16 protein-coding genes are annotated in these 16,726 nt (G+C 53.6%); 3 read left to right on the top strand and 13 right to left on the bottom strand.

Annotation, left to right across the window (positions count from 1 at the left end):
• Positions 1–93 precede the first annotated feature (93 nt).
• The 7 genes from hcp to KE671_RS00820 all read right to left on the bottom strand — a co-directional run bounded on the left by hcp (position 94) and on the right by KE671_RS00820 (position 7,783).
• Positions 94–585: an Hcp family type VI secretion system effector gene (gene hcp, locus KE671_RS00850; protein WP_206161324.1), complete on the bottom strand. Its 492-nt coding sequence runs from the start codon at positions 583–585 to the stop codon at positions 94–96.
• 4 nt (positions 586–589) lie between these two features.
• Entirely contained in the window at positions 590–2,314 is a 1,725-nt protein-coding gene (locus KE671_RS00845) for an OmpA family protein (RefSeq protein ID WP_206161323.1), read from the bottom strand.
• A gap of 3 nt (positions 2,315–2,317) precedes the next feature.
• Complete coding sequence (tssL, locus tag KE671_RS00840) at positions 2,318–2,971, bottom strand: type VI secretion system protein TssL, short form (protein ID WP_206161322.1); 654 nt, start codon at positions 2,969–2,971, stop codon at positions 2,318–2,320.
• Positions 2,968–4,305: a type VI secretion system baseplate subunit TssK gene (tssK, locus tag KE671_RS00835; protein ID WP_206161321.1), complete on the bottom strand. Its 1,338-nt coding sequence runs from the start codon at positions 4,303–4,305 to the stop codon at positions 2,968–2,970. The genes tssL and tssK overlap by 4 nt, the downstream gene beginning before the upstream one ends.
• A gap of 19 nt (positions 4,306–4,324) precedes the next feature.
• Complete coding sequence (gene tssC / locus KE671_RS00830; RefSeq protein ID WP_206161320.1) at positions 4,325–5,872, bottom strand: type VI secretion system contractile sheath large subunit; 1,548 nt, start codon at positions 5,870–5,872, stop codon at positions 4,325–4,327.
• Positions 5,873–5,904: 32 nt separating this feature from the next.
• Positions 5,905–6,402, bottom strand: coding sequence for a type VI secretion system contractile sheath small subunit (gene tssB, locus KE671_RS00825; RefSeq protein WP_206161319.1), 498 nt, complete (start codon positions 6,400–6,402; stop codon positions 5,905–5,907).
• Between the two features lie 1,015 nt (positions 6,403–7,417).
• A complete protein-coding gene (locus KE671_RS00820) occupies positions 7,418–7,783 on the bottom strand; it encodes a FaeA/PapI family transcriptional regulator (RefSeq protein ID WP_206161318.1) in 366 nt (121 codons plus the stop codon).
• Positions 7,784–7,951: 168 nt separating this feature from the next.
• On the opposite strand from KE671_RS00820, the gene KE671_RS00815 reads away from it, so the two are divergent.
• From KE671_RS00815 to KE671_RS00805, 3 genes are read left to right on the top strand one after another with little or no spacing between them, the layout of a single operon-like run.
• Positions 7,952–8,680, top strand: coding sequence for a winged helix-turn-helix domain-containing protein (locus KE671_RS00815; protein WP_206161317.1), 729 nt, complete (start codon positions 7,952–7,954; stop codon positions 8,678–8,680).
• Positions 8,673–9,140, top strand: coding sequence for a FidL-like protein (locus tag KE671_RS00810; protein WP_206161316.1), 468 nt, complete (start codon positions 8,673–8,675; stop codon positions 9,138–9,140). The genes KE671_RS00815 and KE671_RS00810 overlap by 8 nt, the downstream gene beginning before the upstream one ends.
• A gap of 51 nt (positions 9,141–9,191) precedes the next feature.
• The gene (locus tag KE671_RS00805) at positions 9,192–10,364 is read left to right on the top strand and encodes an HD domain-containing protein (protein WP_206161315.1); all 1,173 of its coding nucleotides are present in this window, start codon (positions 9,192–9,194) and stop codon (positions 10,362–10,364) included.
• A gap of 33 nt (positions 10,365–10,397) precedes the next feature.
• Here the strand turns inward: KE671_RS00805 and KE671_RS00800 are convergent, their stop codons facing one another.
• The 6 genes from KE671_RS00800 to KE671_RS00775 are packed head-to-tail and all read right to left on the bottom strand — an operon-like array spanning position 10,398 to position 16,725.
• Positions 10,398–11,135 carry an SDR family NAD(P)-dependent oxidoreductase gene (locus KE671_RS00800; protein ID WP_206161314.1) on the bottom strand — a complete coding sequence of 246 codons (738 nt, stop codon included), beginning with the start codon at positions 11,133–11,135 and terminating at the stop codon, positions 10,398–10,400.
• Position 11,136: 1 nt separating this feature from the next.
• Entirely contained in the window at positions 11,137–11,388 is a 252-nt protein-coding gene (locus KE671_RS00795) for an acyl carrier protein (RefSeq protein ID WP_206161313.1), read from the bottom strand.
• Positions 11,375–12,181 (bottom strand): MaoC/PaaZ C-terminal domain-containing protein, encoded by an 807-nt coding sequence (locus KE671_RS00790; RefSeq protein WP_206161312.1) that lies wholly within the window; start codon positions 12,179–12,181, stop codon positions 11,375–11,377. The genes KE671_RS00795 and KE671_RS00790 overlap by 14 nt, the downstream gene beginning before the upstream one ends.
• Positions 12,178–13,431 carry a beta-ketoacyl-[acyl-carrier-protein] synthase family protein gene (locus KE671_RS00785; protein WP_206161311.1) on the bottom strand — a complete coding sequence of 418 codons (1,254 nt, stop codon included), beginning with the start codon at positions 13,429–13,431 and terminating at the stop codon, positions 12,178–12,180. Before KE671_RS00785 ends, KE671_RS00790 begins: the two co-directional genes overlap by 4 nt.
• A complete protein-coding gene (locus KE671_RS00780; RefSeq protein WP_206161310.1) occupies positions 13,418–14,797 on the bottom strand; it encodes a TolC family protein in 1,380 nt (459 codons plus the stop codon). The genes KE671_RS00785 and KE671_RS00780 overlap by 14 nt, the downstream gene beginning before the upstream one ends.
• Positions 14,794–16,725 (bottom strand): ABC transporter permease, encoded by a 1,932-nt coding sequence (locus KE671_RS00775; protein WP_206161309.1) that lies wholly within the window; start codon positions 16,723–16,725, stop codon positions 14,794–14,796. The genes KE671_RS00780 and KE671_RS00775 overlap by 4 nt, the downstream gene beginning before the upstream one ends.
• Position 16,726: the final 1 nt, after the last annotated feature.

Here is a 16,726-nt window from a genome sequence, read left to right as displayed (position 1 = left end):
GTCAGGCAGGCAGATTGTGTGATTCTTTGCGCAGCGCCCGTGTTAACCGACGCTCAGCAAAAAATTGCGGACAGGGCCCTGTCCGCATCAGGCTTACGCGGTGGCGCGTTCGTTCCAGGAATCGGAATGAATGATGTTGCCGTCTTTGTAGGTCCAGGTGATTTTTTCGTAACGCAGTTCAATCTGCTCGAGGTGGTTGTGTTTCTCGAAAGAAGGATCCTTGATGTCGTGCATCACCGGATTCACTTTCACTACTTTCACGTTTTCTAACTTCGTGTTGAAGTACTCCACTTCCTGACCCGCGTCGTTGATTTTGTACCATTTGAACTCAGCGGATTTCAGGGTCTGACCGGTGGTCACCGCCTTGTAAAGGTACGGGCTGGAGGAGTCTATTTCCTTGGTGAACAGGAACGGCGTGTGGATACGGGTACCGGTCAGCTTACCGGTGTTGTTATCGGTCGGGATGTACAGGTTATGCTTCTGAGCGACAACCTCGATGCTGCCTTCACGGTCCTGAACGTCAACAGAACCCTTGATATCCGCGCCGCCGTCGTCTTTCAGCCAAAGATAAACTGGAATTGCCATGGAATTACTCTCCATTGTATTGTGATGCGCCATCATCCTGCGATGACGCTTTGGGTTGGCCCGGTATCTGACAGGCATTGGCCTGCGGTACCAGACTGATTTCGACACGGCGGTTGAGCGTACGCCCATCCGGGGTGTCATTGGTTGCGATCGGACGGCTCTCGCCATAGCCCTGCACCGCAAAACAGCTTTCCGGTACATCACCGGTGTCACGCATCCAGTCGCGCACCGCTTCGGCACGTTTCAGAGACAGCGTCTGGTTCCGTTCTGGATTGCCGGTGTTATCCGTGTGGCCAGCCACCACAATCAGCCAGCCCGGCTTCGCCTTAACGCCGACCAAAGAATTAACCAGCATTTTGGTGGAGCCGGGTTTGAGGTCGTATTTACCCGAATCGAACAGCGACATGCTGTCGAGGCGAATGGTTTTCGGTCCCTGAATGATTTTTTTAATGATGGGCGGCGGGGGCGGTGGTGGAGCCCAGTCACTGACGGCAGCCTCAACGGGCGGAATCAGGCGTAGCCCTTGATACAGCCCCAGACGATAACGCAGTGGCTCCCCGCGACGCTGCCAGTCATCCAGCAACGCGCCGTCGGCCCGCAGTCGCTGCTGGGCACGAAGTTTCGGTGCAACCGGTGTACCAGTGAGGTGGTGGTATAAGGCAAGATGGTCGCCGATATTGCGGATCAACCGCTGGTTGTTCACCCACGACGCCAGCATCGCCAGCGCGAGGAAAATCCCGCCCAGTAATCCGGCGTAACGCCAGAACACCATTCTGCGGCTGACGCCACGTCGGCGCGGCAACGCCGGCAGCAGCAGTTCTGGCAGCGGCAGTGGTTCGGAGGCCACCGCGGCATCCGGTGGCAGCGCGGTCACGGAGGTGATGTGTTGTTGCCAGAGGTTACCGACGACACCGTTCACCGGCACCATGCACAGCCCCTGCACGCACGGCTTCAGAGCAGGCAGTTCCCCCTGACGTACCGACAGCAGGTCATTTACAGCGGTATTCTGCCAGGCAAGCAGACTATCCAGCCACAGTCCCTGACTCAGACGGGAGAACCGTTCTGCAGCATCCGTCTCACGAATCCAGTCAGTCAGTGACAAATTACCCCGTCCGGGCTGATACACCTGAATGCCTGCCCGGTTGTTGACCGTTGTAAACCAGACCGGCTCCGCGTCAGCACAGGCTGCCGGCGGTGATACCCAGGTCACGGTCCACAGCGGAGGGGTCGTGCCGAATGCCGTGCGGCACTGTAAGACTGCTCGCTGCCAGCCTCGTAGAGACTGGGTTAAATCATCACCGGATGTGTGCAGCTCAGGCACCATCGCCAGCATGACGGAGATTTGCGATACCAGGGCCGGGCGCGCCAGGCTCAGGTGTTGTGCCAGGAGTGGCAACTGCTCCGCATCCTTCACCCACAGATACCAGCCCTGCCGGGTTTCCCGGTGACGGGAGCCGGACACAAACAGTGGGGCGTTATCGCCACAGACGAGGATCACCGCACCCTGAAAATCTTCCGGCGGCAGATTTTCATCCACAATTTCCCGGACAGCGGTCGCCCGTGCCTGAGAAGCCCGGCGCTGACGCCAGAGCATCACCCCGGACACCAGCACAACCAGCAGGCTGAGTGCCACACGGCTGCCCGTGGACAGTGGCCAGAATCCCAGGATGAGCCACAGCGACAGTATGCCCGTAAGCGCGGTTAACAGACTCCGGTAAACATCACGCATCGTTTACCCCGGCCTGACCGTCTGGCTCACCAGTTCGGTGAGGGAGGAGGAGAGAATAAACCACAGCGCAGCCAGTACCGCCGACCCGACAATCCAGGAAAGCCAGTACAAGCGGCGGCCACTGCGCAGGCGGGAGGCTCTAACGACAACCGGTGCATCCTGGGCAAGCGTAAAGGCAGGCACCCGTTCCCCCAGAGCACGCATCACATCTTCACGATGCTCGTCATCCTGCTCACGGTACTGGCCGACAAACCCCAGTTGCAGGGTACGGTACATACAGGTCAGTATGGCCATGTCCGGTGCGGGCTCTTTCAGCAAATTGCGAATCCGCTCCCAAAGATCCTCACCGGCGTTCAGGGTACCGAAGAAATGGGCCTGCAGTGGATCACGACGCCAGGTCAGGTAACCATCATCGGTCGTTCCCCGGTTCATCACGCTCTCATCAAGCAAGGCACACAGGGCATACACCATATGGTCGCGGCTGATGTCGCTGTAACCTGCATCCGAAAGCGCCGTTCGTGCGTCCTGAACCAGACGACAGGCCCGGCGATAAAGAACTTCCCCGTCCCGGACTTCCTGCCCACCACGTAGCTGACTGACCATTAACCATCCGGGGTAGAAAATCTGTTCGATCTGACTGAGACTGGATTTATTCATGTGCGCAGCACCGCAAAGAGTTCAAGTTTCACATCCCCCAGCGAGCGTGGGGTATAGAAGGTGCAGCTTCCCGCTTCCAGCATCGCCCGCGCTGCCTCACTACTCAGATCCAGCGAGAAATACTGGTTCTCAAGGCGTAACGGGATAGCGGCCGGCACATGGGTCAGCGGCTTGATAACCATCCCGCTCAGGGCCACATTCACCACATCCGAAACATCTTCAAAGCTGCCCGCTTTACACAGCTGCGGGAATTTCGTCTGAAGCTCATGGTTCGGCATGGAGGAGCGTACGGAGAGGTAGAAATCCGCCCCTTCGCGCAGGCGCGCATCGTGCAGGGCACCTTTCCAGATCTGATCCTGATGCTCCAGATGGATACTCACCACCCGTGACGGCAGGCTCGCTTCCAGCAGCTTATCGAGCAGTGTGAGCAACGGCGGAAACACGCGTTCAGGCGCATCATGCTGATAAGCAGGAATGTCACCGGCATCGTGCTCCAGTGAAAACGTCAGCAGGCTGCCGGCAAGTCGGCTCAGTTCCCGGTACAGCAATTCAGGGTGACGTCCCGGGGTCTGCAGCAGTTCGGCCAGTACCGGCTCGGCGCTATTCAGGGCATTGAGCAGCCAGAACAGAGAGACATCGGCCACCGCAAAATCGGCCAGACGTTCGTTGCTTTCGCGACGCATCGCCATCAGGCGCCGGCGACGTGCCTGCAGACGAACCAGCAGGTCTCCCAGTTCAGCGACAAGCGCAGGGCAGGCAGAAACCGAAAGCATAGGCGGGATAAAGGACGGGTCACGGCACCACTGCCCCTGGACGTTACGTGTCAGGCGGGCAACCGGACAGGTCAAATACGCGGTATTTTCCTGGATGGACAAACGAAGGGTGATGGCATTACGCAGAATGGCCAGTTCACCGCTTTCATACCCGGCCAGCTCCTGGACCACGACGCGCTCAGCTTTCCAGCGACGCGGCCGTTCACTGTCCTGACCATTGTCCAGATTACCGCCACTGGCGCTCAGTAGCGGCAATGCCACAAGCACCTCAATGGCGCCAGAGCCGCTTGCGACTGACAAATCACAGACCGGTGGAAGATTATCTGCCAGTGTCGTATCAACAATTGTGCCATCCTGGAAACGCACCACCATACGGGTGGCATTCAGGCGTGACAACGCCAGGGTGGCGTCATCAAACTCGACATTTACCACGCCCCAGGGATGGGAAATCCCCATCCCTGCGATCGTATCAGCAATATGTGCGTTCCAGCGGTCCTGCTGCTGGAACTGTTGCGGGGCCAGCGCGGCCCCGTCCTCCCATAATGGACGATAAATCTTCATCCCTGATTTTCCCCCTGCCTTACGATTTGGCTTTTGGCATCTGGGAAACCAGCGACAGGTTGACGTCCATCCCTTCCACCTGGAAATGCGGGATCGCATACAGCTTCACGCGGAAGAAGCCCGGGTTATCTTCGATATCTTCCACCACCACTTTCGCATCACGCAGCGGATGAGAGGCTTGCAGCTCGTCACCTGGATCGGTCATTTCCGTCACCAGACTGCGAACCCAGGTATTCAGCTCCAGCTCCAGCAGGCGGCGATCCTTGGTAGTGCCGATGTTTTCACGCTGGATCAGCTTCAGGTAGTGCGCGATACGGGACAGCAGGAAGATGTATGGCAAACGCGCATTGATGCGGCTGTTGGCCGTTGCATCGGCGGTATCGTAAAGCGCGGGTTTTTGGGTGGAATTGGCGCTAAAGAAACAGGAGTAATCTCTGTTTTTATAGTAACTTAATGGAATAAAGCCCAGGTTCGCAAATTCAAATTCGCGGGTTTCCGGGATCATCACTTCAGACGGTATCTTCACCTGGTTGCCGGTGCCCAGATCGTACAGATGGATTGGCAGGTCCTGAACGGCGCCACCCGCCTGCGGACCGCGAATTTGTACACACCAGCCATTATTGATGAAGCTGCGTACCATGTTAGACGCAAAGGCAAACGAGGCGTTGGTCCACAGGTATTTGTCATGATCCGGGCCTTTCACTTCTTCGACGTAATTGAAACTACGAACCGGTACGGTGTCCGGACCATACGGCAGACGACCCAATACACGCGGCATCACCAGACCGATATAGCGGGAATCATCCGTTTCGCGGAAAGATTTCCACTTGATGTACTCAGCACGGTCAAAGTAGTTACCAATGTCTTTTATCGCCGCCACATCTTCCATGGTGTCTTTCAGGAAGAATTTCGGGCCGGCAGAGCCGATAAACGGCATGTGCGCTGCAGCAGACACCTTCGAAATATTGCGCAACAGGGCCACGTCCTGTGCAGACGCATCAAACTCGTAAGCGGAAATCAGCGTAGCAATGGGCTCACCGCCCGGTGTGTCATACTCATCAATGTAGGTGTGTTTGTACAAACCACTCTGGATGATTTCCGGGCTGTCTTCAAAGTCCTGACGCAGGTCTTCTTTAGAAATATCCAGAAGTTCAACTTTCACGTTCTGGCGAAAATCAGTTTTATCGACCAGTGATTTCACGCCGCGCCAAAGACTTTCCACCGCCTGAAACTCTTCATGGTGCATCACCGCATCAAGCTGACGGCTGATCTGGTAATCCAGCTCCGCGATATGGTGGTCAATTAGATTTTTGTCGAGTTTCTCCACTTTTGAGCCCGATTTTTTCAGGCATTCGAGAAACACCTGCATTCCGGCCGTTAAGCGTTCATCCGCAGTCGCATCTGACATCGCCTGCGCGTCCTGCCAGATATCCAGTGCACTCAACTCAGTGACAGGGTTCAGATTGATTTTTTCAAACAGGGACGCATAAACCCCACCTGCAGCAGGACGCTCAAGGACCACGCTCTCGCCACCCGTGACATTCTCATTATTTACAGACATCAACATCTTCCTTATTTATCCGTTAAACATCGTGACCGTTATGGCTGTTTGGGAGCCAGGGCTGAGAGTTCGTCTCTGAGTTCGGCGCTTAATGCGGGGTCGAGCAGAATTTTTTCCAGTTCTTTTCGGAAAGCCTGGTTATCCAGCAGATTCGCCTTTAAATCGCGCAGTAAATTACGCATGGAAAGCATGGCCTTCAGCTGCGGTATTTGCCGGGAGACCTGCTCTGGAGAAAAATCCTTCATGTTCTGGAATGTCAGACTGATGTTGTCTTCGCTCCCGTCACCTGCAAGGGTATTTTTAACGGTAAGATTTACTTTTGGGGAATATTCAGAAAGGACTGCGTCGAAGTTATTTTTGTTCAGGTTAACTTTTTTACGCTCAGATAATGGCGCGGATTCCTGGCCATTACTGAAATCACCCGCAACAAGTAATTTCAGGGGGAGTTCCGTTTTCTTGCTTGCTCCCCCCGTATGCAGGTCAAGTTTTAGATTAATACGTGCCTTAGGCACTTCATTCTGGAAGCTGTCAGCCATCTCATCATCCCTCGGTTTATCGCTGTGTTTACTTTTCACACTACCATTCCAATACGAGATAATAGAATAATGATCGGCTTAATATCAAATTTACCGATCTTTTACTCTGAATAATGGAAATACTAAGAATATTCATCTAAACCATGATAGCAGATAGTACTGAGACATCAGCAAAACAACCTGTCGAAAGCACCACAAACGAACATTTATGTCGCGACATGTGAAATTCACAGGAAATTGTGAATAACATGATCGTAAATTGATTTAAGTCAATATTAAAACCATAAAAATACCTATTAGTTTTCAATGATATAAATTAAGAATGGCTAATAAATTGTTCAGTTTCACTGAATGCTGTGGCCAGGCTTCATAGGATGAACAAAGCCCTAATCATTAAAGTGCATCAGTATCACTATCGGATTTATGTGCCGATAGTGAATGTTTGATTTATGGTAAGGGCTGTGATGATGCTATCTAAAGGATTCAATATTGATGACAATATCCCCCCAGAAAAGCGTACTGGCTTGGATCAATGGTGCTTCAATACTGTATTTGACCTTGTTTACTATTTTAATGTGGTCATATTTTGGATTATTAAAGGAGATTACCCATTCCGGTATACTTTTATCGGTCAACGTATTGAGTGCGGCATCCGTAGCCACGTATAACCTCGCCAACACGAAAGCACGTTGTCTGTGCTGTGATCTGGCAGCGTCGGATGAAAAATCGCTACCCGGGTATAAAGAACATGAACGAAAAATCATTGCCCGTTGACACTATGTTTCACGGGCATCCGATAAGCAAACTAACCACAAATGTAATACACCATTAAAAAGTGTTAAGTATTACTCGAGTTCTTACCGGTAAAAACGGGCCGGACGCTATCTATGTACAATGCAAAAGACAATAGTACTGGCGTGAGAATATTAAAGTTTTATTGGGATTTTTCCTAATAGTTCGCGAGATAATAAACAGTATTCTCCATATTCTCAGTGTTATCTAATTGACTTTCCGGTCATTGTTGCAAATGAAAATACCCCTTGTTAGAATACCAATCAATATCTGTAGAGTCCTTTGACAAAAACCACTGATGATGTTTTTGCATTTTATCTCTTATAACCTGACCATATTTCTCCAGCGGAAGAAGTAAGTGTCTGACTTTATAAATTGAAACGCCACACAGATCGGCAAGCTCTCTGGTAGACAGTCCTTGTGTACAGTGATCTTTTAATAGATTGAGAATAAAAACTTGTTCCGGATCCCTGATCATCGTCAGATCACTTATACCCATTTCCGCAGCTAATCTCTGCAGATTGTCATGAGGTACGTTGTAGCCTGGATGTACTGCACCCGGGTTATATGCACACAGCGAGAGTTTCATTGCAGACTCCTGGATTTTGAAGGTGTTAGCAGTATGCGTTCCCCTGTGTCAACCAGCAACATTAGCTTGAGATGAAAGTAAATTCAGGATTTTTATCTAACATTTACACCTTTTTATTAAAATAAAACTGTATGTTAGAGAAAAGCAAGGTTTAGGGTGGAGATGAACATGAGGTTCGACATTGAGGGATTTATCACTTTTGACACAGAGGATGCGTCCCTCGTAAACCTGTTGACTGGGGATTGCGTTGAATTATCCCAAACCTCTGCGCGCCTGCTGGCAGAATTACTCAATCACCACGGTGATATCCTTTCGAGAAATGAAATCTTTCAGGCCGTTTTTGATAAATATGGTGCCAGAGCGTCAAATAGTAATCTAAATCAATATATCTCGACATTGCGTAGAAACCTGAACGATCTGGGTGTCGCAAAAGAAATCATTGTCACGGTTCCCCGTATTGGCTTCAAAATAGCAGAAGATGCCATTATCAATAACGATCGTGAGTATCGAACGCCATTTCTCGAAGAAAAGGAGCCTGAGGAACAACCCGTTAAACTGCAAAACCCCGGTCTTAAGCGGTTTACCCGCATTATCGCCCTGGCAATCGCCTTTCTCCTGCTCATAATAAATCCCGAGTCATTCAGGGCCGACACCGATATACAAAAAATGATTAAGGGCCAGTGCGTCATTTTTATGCCCTCATCACTCTCGTTGCGAGAGGTGACAAAAAGTTTTGCTTATGTCCCGCAACCATTCGATTGTTCACAGCAAAAGGAGTTGTACATTTACAAGCAGCAGGTAAAAGGTACCCTGGGCGATACTGTACAATTGCTCCTGATCAAATGTGATAAAGACAGTTGCATGAGTTTTTATTACAGAGAAAAAAATAATGCCTAAACAAGCTCTCTTGCTTTTGAGCTGTGTCGGTCTCTTATTGATTGGCGCAGTTTACTGTTTCACCCGGGCTCCGGTTTTCTCTTGCGAGTCACAATTTTCTGTCATTCAGAGTATCAACGGCGACAACATTCAGGCCGAAGGGTTAATTTTTGCTCACATGACGGACGAGCAACTTCTTGTCAATATTGATGGCCTTCTCACACATAATGAAAAAAAGTATTTAATCTCGCGGACGCTCAAAATGAAATATGAAACGTACAATGCTAATGCGAATCTGTATAAGATAATAAGTGTCAAAACCATACATGATAATACTGACAATGTTGATGATGAGATTGCTAATAGTTTGTTATTTGGTAAAGGCTCGAACGATAAAATAATTTTTCTAAAAAAAATCAATAAAAATGTCATACTATTTGGTAACCACGCATTCCCGCAATATGGTTGCAAACGAGATTAAGTTGCGTGGTTTTCTTTCATGAAGCACAGCGAAAGTTAAATTGCTCATTATATGAATATAAAATTAATAGAATCACTGGCTTGCATCTCAAAAATAATAGACATGATTAACCCCAGGCTTAACCTGCATCATGTCAGAACGGCATTTATTGCCTGGCACCTGGCCCGGGAATCCCGGTTCACGCCTGCACAGTGCAGGAAAACCCTGCTGGCGGCGCTGCTTCATGATATTGGAGGGTTAAACGAAGAGTCGCGTCTTCAGCCCCTCAGCTATTATGACAATGAACTCAATGACCACGCGGCCGTAGGCGCTGAATTACTGGCCAGCGTCCCTTTATTGACCCCGTTAAGTCCCATTGTCCGCTATCACCACACCCATTGGGACAATGGAAAAGGCGACCACATTAACGGGGAAAAAGTGCCCAAAGAGAGCCATGTCATATATCTGGCAGATCGTCTGGATGTTTTAATCGCTCATTACCGCTCCAGCGATATAATATCGGTTAAAGATGAAATTATTAATATAATTGTTGGCGGCGAACACATCTTGTATAACCCCGAGTTTATTAACGCATTCAGAAAAATAGCAAACTGCGAGCACTTCTGGTTAAAAATTAAATCCACAGAGTTCGATGATTACATTCAGGATATCCCCCGCATCCATAACGACTCTATCTCTTTGCATAACTTTCGCGATATTGCCACCATGCTGGCGTTTATTATTGATGGGTTCAGTCAGAACGGCGTCCAGCACTCCCTGGTCGTGGGACGTATATCCGGTTTTCTGGCCAGAGAAATGGGGATCCCTCCGGTTCAGTGCCTGAAAATCGAAATAGGAGGCTTACTCCACAACCTGACGTCTCTGGCGCTGTGCGCCGCGCCAGCGCATACCGGGGAAGATAATGCCGTCTGGGATGAACTCTATCCTATTGAAGCCATTCGGGATATTGCCCGCTGGTGCCAGATCCAAAAGGCGGTGATTGCCAAAGCGACGCATCCTCCAGAGGTGAGGATTCTGAAAGCCAGCATCTGGCTGGCATCATTGCTGCAGGGCGTCACTTTGTCGTCAGAATTCAAAGCGCGCGTAGGGGAAACCGCAGAAATCACCCCCGAACTGGCAGTCATTGTGCGCCAAAACAGTGGGGCTTTATTGCAGATCTTTCAGGAGTCCGTCAAAGAGCGACGCGCCCTGGTCCAGAGAATAAACCGACTCAGCCTGTCCTGAACCGCGAGACGTCGTCCTCGCGGTTTCTCCTTCTCAGGCGGACAAACCACCATCCAGCACCAGCGTCTGGCCGGTGAGATAGCGACTCCCTTCCCCGACCAGAAACGAGACCGCACGAGCAACATCCTGCGTGCGCCCGAGACGGCGCAGCGGAATATTCTGCCGCATCGCTTTCAATCGGGCTTCCGGAATGGCCTCCACCATTTCGCCTTCAATCAGTCCCGGAGCCAGACAGTTAACCCGAATACCAAAGCGCCCCACTTCTCGCGCCAGCGAACGCGTCAGGCCAATCATCGCCGCTTTGCTGGCGGCATAGGCCGTCTGCCCGCTATTGCCTTTAATGGCCGTCACGGACGACATAAACACGATAGATCCGCTGCCCTGGGTCATCATGGCAGGCAGCAGGAGACGATTCCAGTTCACCACCGCAACCAGATTGTTTCCCAGCACCTCTTGCCAGTCGCGCGCTTTCTGGTGGATGTGCAGCGCATCATTCGTCATGCCAGCGTTATGGATGATGGCGGCCGGCGGGCCATAGGTATCAAGCAGCGATATAGCTAACTGCTCAACGCTGGCCTCATCGCTGCCGTCACAGCGAAATCCTTTCACCCAGGTCGACGTACTCTGGCTTTGCGCGATGTCCAGCGTGCGAGCGATACCGACCTCGTTACGACCGGTAAAGACGATGTTCCACTCGGGCAATAAGTGACTCACCAACGCCTGGCCGATCCCACGACTGCCGCCGGTGATGAGCATCCATTTCTTTGCCATATCAACCTGCCATTTCTTGCGCAATGCGCTGGCTGAGTTCGCGAAGCGTCATGGTGGGATTTTTCATGAACATCTCGGGGTTAAGCGTGACGTTAAATTCACGCTTCGCCAGCACCATCAGCTCAACGTAGTCGAGACTGTCCAGCTCCAGCTCGGGCAGCGTCGTCTCTGGCGTCAGAGCATCGGGCGTCAGGTCCTTTGCGTCACAGATCATTTCACTGATTTTGTCGTAGATTATTTCATGCTGGTTCATTCGATTTTCCTTTTGTCAGTGCGCCGACTTTCAGCGTCACGGCATTGCTAATGTAGTGATGTTGATAACAGGTTCGTGCGGCAATTCGCACCACTACCGCGCCACTCGCAAGGTCGCCGACCACCAGGGCAGGCAACGTGTCGATCTCAAGCTTTTCCGGTAACGACTCTGCTCGCCAGGGAGCCAACAGATGGCTGTCGAAAATGACTTCCTGATGGGTCTGTACGACAGGGAAGAGAGCAAACAGCGCATCCAGCGTCCGACACGCCGGCAGCAGGGTGGCAATGGCCTGCTGGCGTAACAACGCCGTATCCTGAAGAAGATGGCGAAACAACAGGGCGTCGAGAAAATGCCACTGTTGGGCGTCAGGAAGCAGCGGCATGAACGTCTGATGCAACGCGGCCAGCGCCGAAGAATCCAGCACGCGCTGGCTTTCGCCGTCAATAAGCGGTAGGTGTTTTTCTGGCGTGAGCTGACAGGAAAGGCAGGCCTCTTCGGCAGAGAATTCGCGCACTGACGCCGCAACACGCTTATTCATATCGCGCATCAGGCGATAGGCGGTATCCCGCCACAGCGGTCGGCGCAGACGCACAGTACATTTCAGATACGGTGCGTCGTCGACCGGTGGGCTGATAAACCGTTTTACGTCCAGCAAGGCACGCATCCCATGCACGCTGAGCCCGCGTCCCCCCCGCGCTTTCACCCACGCCTCGTCAAAATGCACCGGATTGTAATCGCCCGAAAACGCGGCCCAGCGTCGGGCATCCTGTTGATTGTAATGGAGAGGCATCATACGTGCTTCTCCAGAATCAACGCCGCATTCGCGCCACCAAAGCCGAAGCTCAGGTTCAGCGTGCGACGAACATTGCCCGGACGATGGCCTTCAACCACATAATCCAGATCGCAGCACTCATCCGCCTGCTGGAAATTCGCCGTTGCGGGGATAATGCCGTTGGCAATCGCCTGCAAACAGACGATGCTCTCGAAGGTGCCCGCCGCGGAGATTAAGTGCCCGGAGTACGATTTTGTACTGGAAACCGGAATGGACCACACCGCGTCCCCCAACGCCATTTTTAGCGACTGCGTTTCATTGATATCGTTCAGCGGCGTGGAGGTACCGTGCGCGTTGATGTAGTCGAGTTGCTCCGGTTTCAGTTCCGCCTGTTGCAGCGCGTGGGTAATAGTTTGCACGCGGGCAAGACAGTCTTCCGCCGGTGAAGTGAAATCCCAGGCATCAGAGAAGTTGGCGTAGCCTGTAATCTCGCCGAGAATGGTAGCGCCGCGCGCCAGCGCCCCTTCTCGCTCTTCCAGGCACAGCACCGCCGCCCCTTCCGACAGCACAAAGCCGCTACGATGGGCGCTGAACGGACAACTGGCGCGCTGCGGATCCGATGACTCCTTGCTCAGCGCGCCCAGCACGTCAATGTTCCACACCGCGCAGTGGCTGGTGAGAGACTCTCCAGCACCGGCCAGCATCATCTTCGCCCTGCCGCTGCGAATCACCTCGTAAGCGTCGCCAATGGCGATCGTCCCCGTCGCGCAGGCGGCAATGACCGTATTCTGATAGCCATTGAGCCCCCAGAACTGGCTGCATGCCGCGGTGGTGACGCTGGGCATCGAATAAAAACAGTTAAACGGCGAGGCGACACCCGTGCTTGCAAATTCACTTTGTGCGTCGTAGCTTTCGTCCAGTCCCCCCCAGCCGGTCCCCATGATCACGCCACAATCGAGCGTGCTGTAGTACTCCTGTGGCGGCCTGAGGCCAAAAGCCATCGTTATCGCCTGACGCGCCGCGCCGACGGTCAGCCGGGCAAAACGCGGCAGCCGACGGCGAATAATCGCAGGAACCCCTGCAAGGCTCGGTTCGTTATCCACTAGCCCGAGAAAATGGGTGTTGATATTCAATGCCGTTTTATCGACATAGCGATAACCCAGCCGGTTATCCATTATCGCCTGCCAGCTCTCATCAGCCGACGCCCCAAGCGGGGTTACGGCGCCATACCCGGTAACGACGACCCGCTTAACTTCATTATTCAGCTTCATGTTGCATCATCCTGTATTGCGTTTCGCCACCCCCTTGCGCCAGCCAGAGCTGCAACGTGGCGTAGAGGTAGTCGTATTGGGTTTGTGCGAGGGAGTTCTCTGTCGTCAACAGATCGTCCTGCGCGTTCAACAGCGTCTGAAAATCCACGGCGCCCGCGCGATAGCGGCTTTCCGTCAGGGTTAAACGTCGCTGGCTGAGGGCCAACGACTGGTGAAGTCGTGCACGCTGTTCATCAGCACTCACGCGGTTTTCCATCGCTTCATCTACTTCGGCGAGCGCGGCGTAGGCCGTCGAGCGGAAGGTTATTGCCGCCTGTTTTACCGCGAGATCCGCCTGTTTCACGGTGAGCTGTTGGGTGTTCCACTGGATAAATGGCAGCGTCAGCGCGCTGCCAATCGAGCGGATCGGATCGCTGAACCATTGGCTGAAGATCTGGCTGCCGGCATTCAATGAGGCATCCAGAGAAAGCGCGGGATAAAACTGCAGCCGTGAGGCGTCGTAACCCGCAAGGGCTGCGCGCAGGCGAGACTCGGCGGCCTGAATGTCAGGCCGCTGCGCGATCACCCGCAGCGGTGTTTTTTGCGCAATCGGCACCTGCTGGTTGACATCCAGCGCAGGCGATTCATCCGCATGTTGCTCTGCCGGTCTGTTGAGCAACAGTGCCAGCGCATTGCGCGTGTTCTGGCGCTGCTGAACCAGCGTTCGCCACTGATTCTCTCGTTCCAACAAAGACTGCTGCGACTGCAACACATCAAGTTGGCTAACCTTCCCGGCGTTAAACCATGACTGCACCTGCTGCACGGTCTGTTGCGAGATCGCCAGACCGTCACGCTGATTGCGAATCTGCTGGTTATACAGCGCGATACGCCAGTAAAGCTGGGCGGTAGTCCCCATCGTAGTGAGTACCGTCGCATGGTAATCCTGCTCGCTCGCCACCGCTTCCCATTCACTTTGTTCACGAATTCGCGCCAGTTTCCCCCACAGATCCAGTTCCCAGGTGATGGTGATGCCGCTGCTGTAGTTTTCCTGCGCGGAGGTTCCCCGACGCACGTTTTTGCTGTTACTGGCTGAACCGCTGACCGCCACATCGGGAGTCATATTGGTGTCCGTCAACCCCGCAGCCACACGCGCCTGTTGCACGGTGATGGCCGCCGCAGCGAGATCGTTATTGCTTTCCAGCACCTGTTCAATCACCCGCGACAGCCGGGGATCGCCAAAACGCTGCCAGCCATATTCCGACACGTTGTCGGTAGCAGGTTGCCATAGAGCGGGCAATGACAGCAGCGGACGCTGATAGTCGCTACGGGTCAGTGAGCTACACCCCGCAAGCAATAAAAGTGCGGGCAATACAAGCCGTCTTTTCATTCGCGAGCCAGCGCCTCAGTTGGGTTGAGGCGAGCCGCTCTGCGCGCCGGGAAATAGCCAAATGTCAGGCCGATCAGGGCAGAAAACCCACAGGCCATCAGCACCGGAAACGCGGTGAACACCATGGAGAACGCATCGGTTGCAAAGGCGAAAAGATGTCCCGCCACCCACGACCCGAGCACCCCGAGCAGCCCACCAAGGGCGCAGATCATCACGGCCTCAATCAGAAACTGGTTCATGATGTCCGAGGGACGCGCGCCAACGGATAAGCGGATGCCAATTTCATGGGTCCGTTCGGTTACCGACACCAGCATGATGTTCATCACCCCGACGCCGCCTACCAGTAAGGAGATCGCTGCAATGGCGGTGATCAACAGCGACATAGAGTCAGAGGTCTTTTGCAGCGCGTTCGCCAGTTGATCGTCCGTCTGGATAAAGAAGTCCTTCCTGCCATGTTCCCGCAGCAGATGACGTTCCGCCCGCTGAGCCGCCTCATGCGGTTCCAGCGGCGGCAGAAAACGCAGAATCAACGATTCCAACGGTTTTTCGCCGGTGAGTCGCTGCTGTAATGACGTATGTGGAACCCAGGCGGCCATAAATCCGCCCACCACTTTCGGGCCGGGACGTGTCGCCACGCCGATCACCCGCCACGGCGCGCCGCCTATCTGAACAATCTCATCAAGCGGATTTTCTCCACCGGGGAACAGCGTATCGCGCCCGGTTTCATCGAGAATCAACACCGGTTCGCCTTCCGCGACGTCGCGCGCGGTAAAGCCATTTCCCTGCACAAAACGCAGCCCTTGAAGAGCGAAAAAGTCCTGAGAAACCCCAGAGAGCATCATAGAGGAGTCGAGCCCTTTGCGAACCGCGAGCGTTGTACTGCTGACCACCGGCGAGACGCCCATGATCCACGGCAGCGCCTGCAAACTGCGCACATCATCCATCGACAATGCGCGCTCCATATCGGGACGCTTACTGCCCCACCCCGTGCCGGGATAGATCTCCAGCGTGGTGCTTCCCAGTTTGCCAATCTCGCTCATGATCGCCTGCCGTGCGCCTTCGCCTACCGCCATCGACGACACCACCGACGCAATGCCGATAATGATCCCCAACATGGAGAGAAACGCGCGCATCCGGTGCCCGAGCAGCGAACGCCAGGCCATACGGACTGCCTCATGAAGACGGCGTCCCAGCGAGGCACGTCCATTATCCTGCGCCGGCAACGCAATCGGACGGCGAACGGCGGCGTGCTGAACGTCGCGAATAATTCGCCCGTCACTGATCTCAATCATTCGCTGTGCCTGCCGGGCAACGTCGCGATCGTGGGTGACGATGATGACCGTATGCCCCGCCGCATGCAGCTGGTGAAGCACATCCATTAGCGCCTTGCCGCTGACGCTGTCGAGCGCGCCGGTGGGCTCATCCGCAAGGATAATATGCGCACCGTTGATCAGCGCCCGACAGATGCTCACTCGCTGCTGTTGCCCGCCAGAGAGTTGGGCGGGACGGTGCTGGAGTCGGTTTTCCAGGCCAAGCTGACGTGCAAGACGCTGGGTTCGCGCAGTGCGTTCTGGCTCTGACATCGCGGTGTACAGCGCAGGAATGGCGATGTTCTCTTCCGCCGTCAGATACGGCATCAGGTGATAGCGCTGGAATATAAACCCCAGATAGCGGCTGCGCAGATCGGCCAGGTGCAAACTGTCAGCGTCGTGCACCGGCGTACCGTTGATTAACACCTCGCCGGAAGAAGGCTTGTCCAGGCAACCGATAATGTTCATCAGCGTGGACTTCCCTGAACCAGAGGCGCCGACAATCGCTACCATCTCACCGCTGTGGATGGTCAATGAAATGTCGCTTAGCACCGCAAGCGTCTCGCTTCCCGCGCTGAATGTCCGGCAAACCTGGCGTAAAACGATAATCGGTTCCATC

Source organism: Citrobacter amalonaticus (genome assembly GCF_018252635.1).
Lineage (GTDB): Bacteria > Pseudomonadota > Gammaproteobacteria > Enterobacterales > Enterobacteriaceae > Citrobacter_A > Citrobacter_A amalonaticus_E.
The sequence above is the reverse complement of the archived record's forward strand: the minus strand, read 5'-3'. Positions and strand labels throughout refer to the sequence as shown.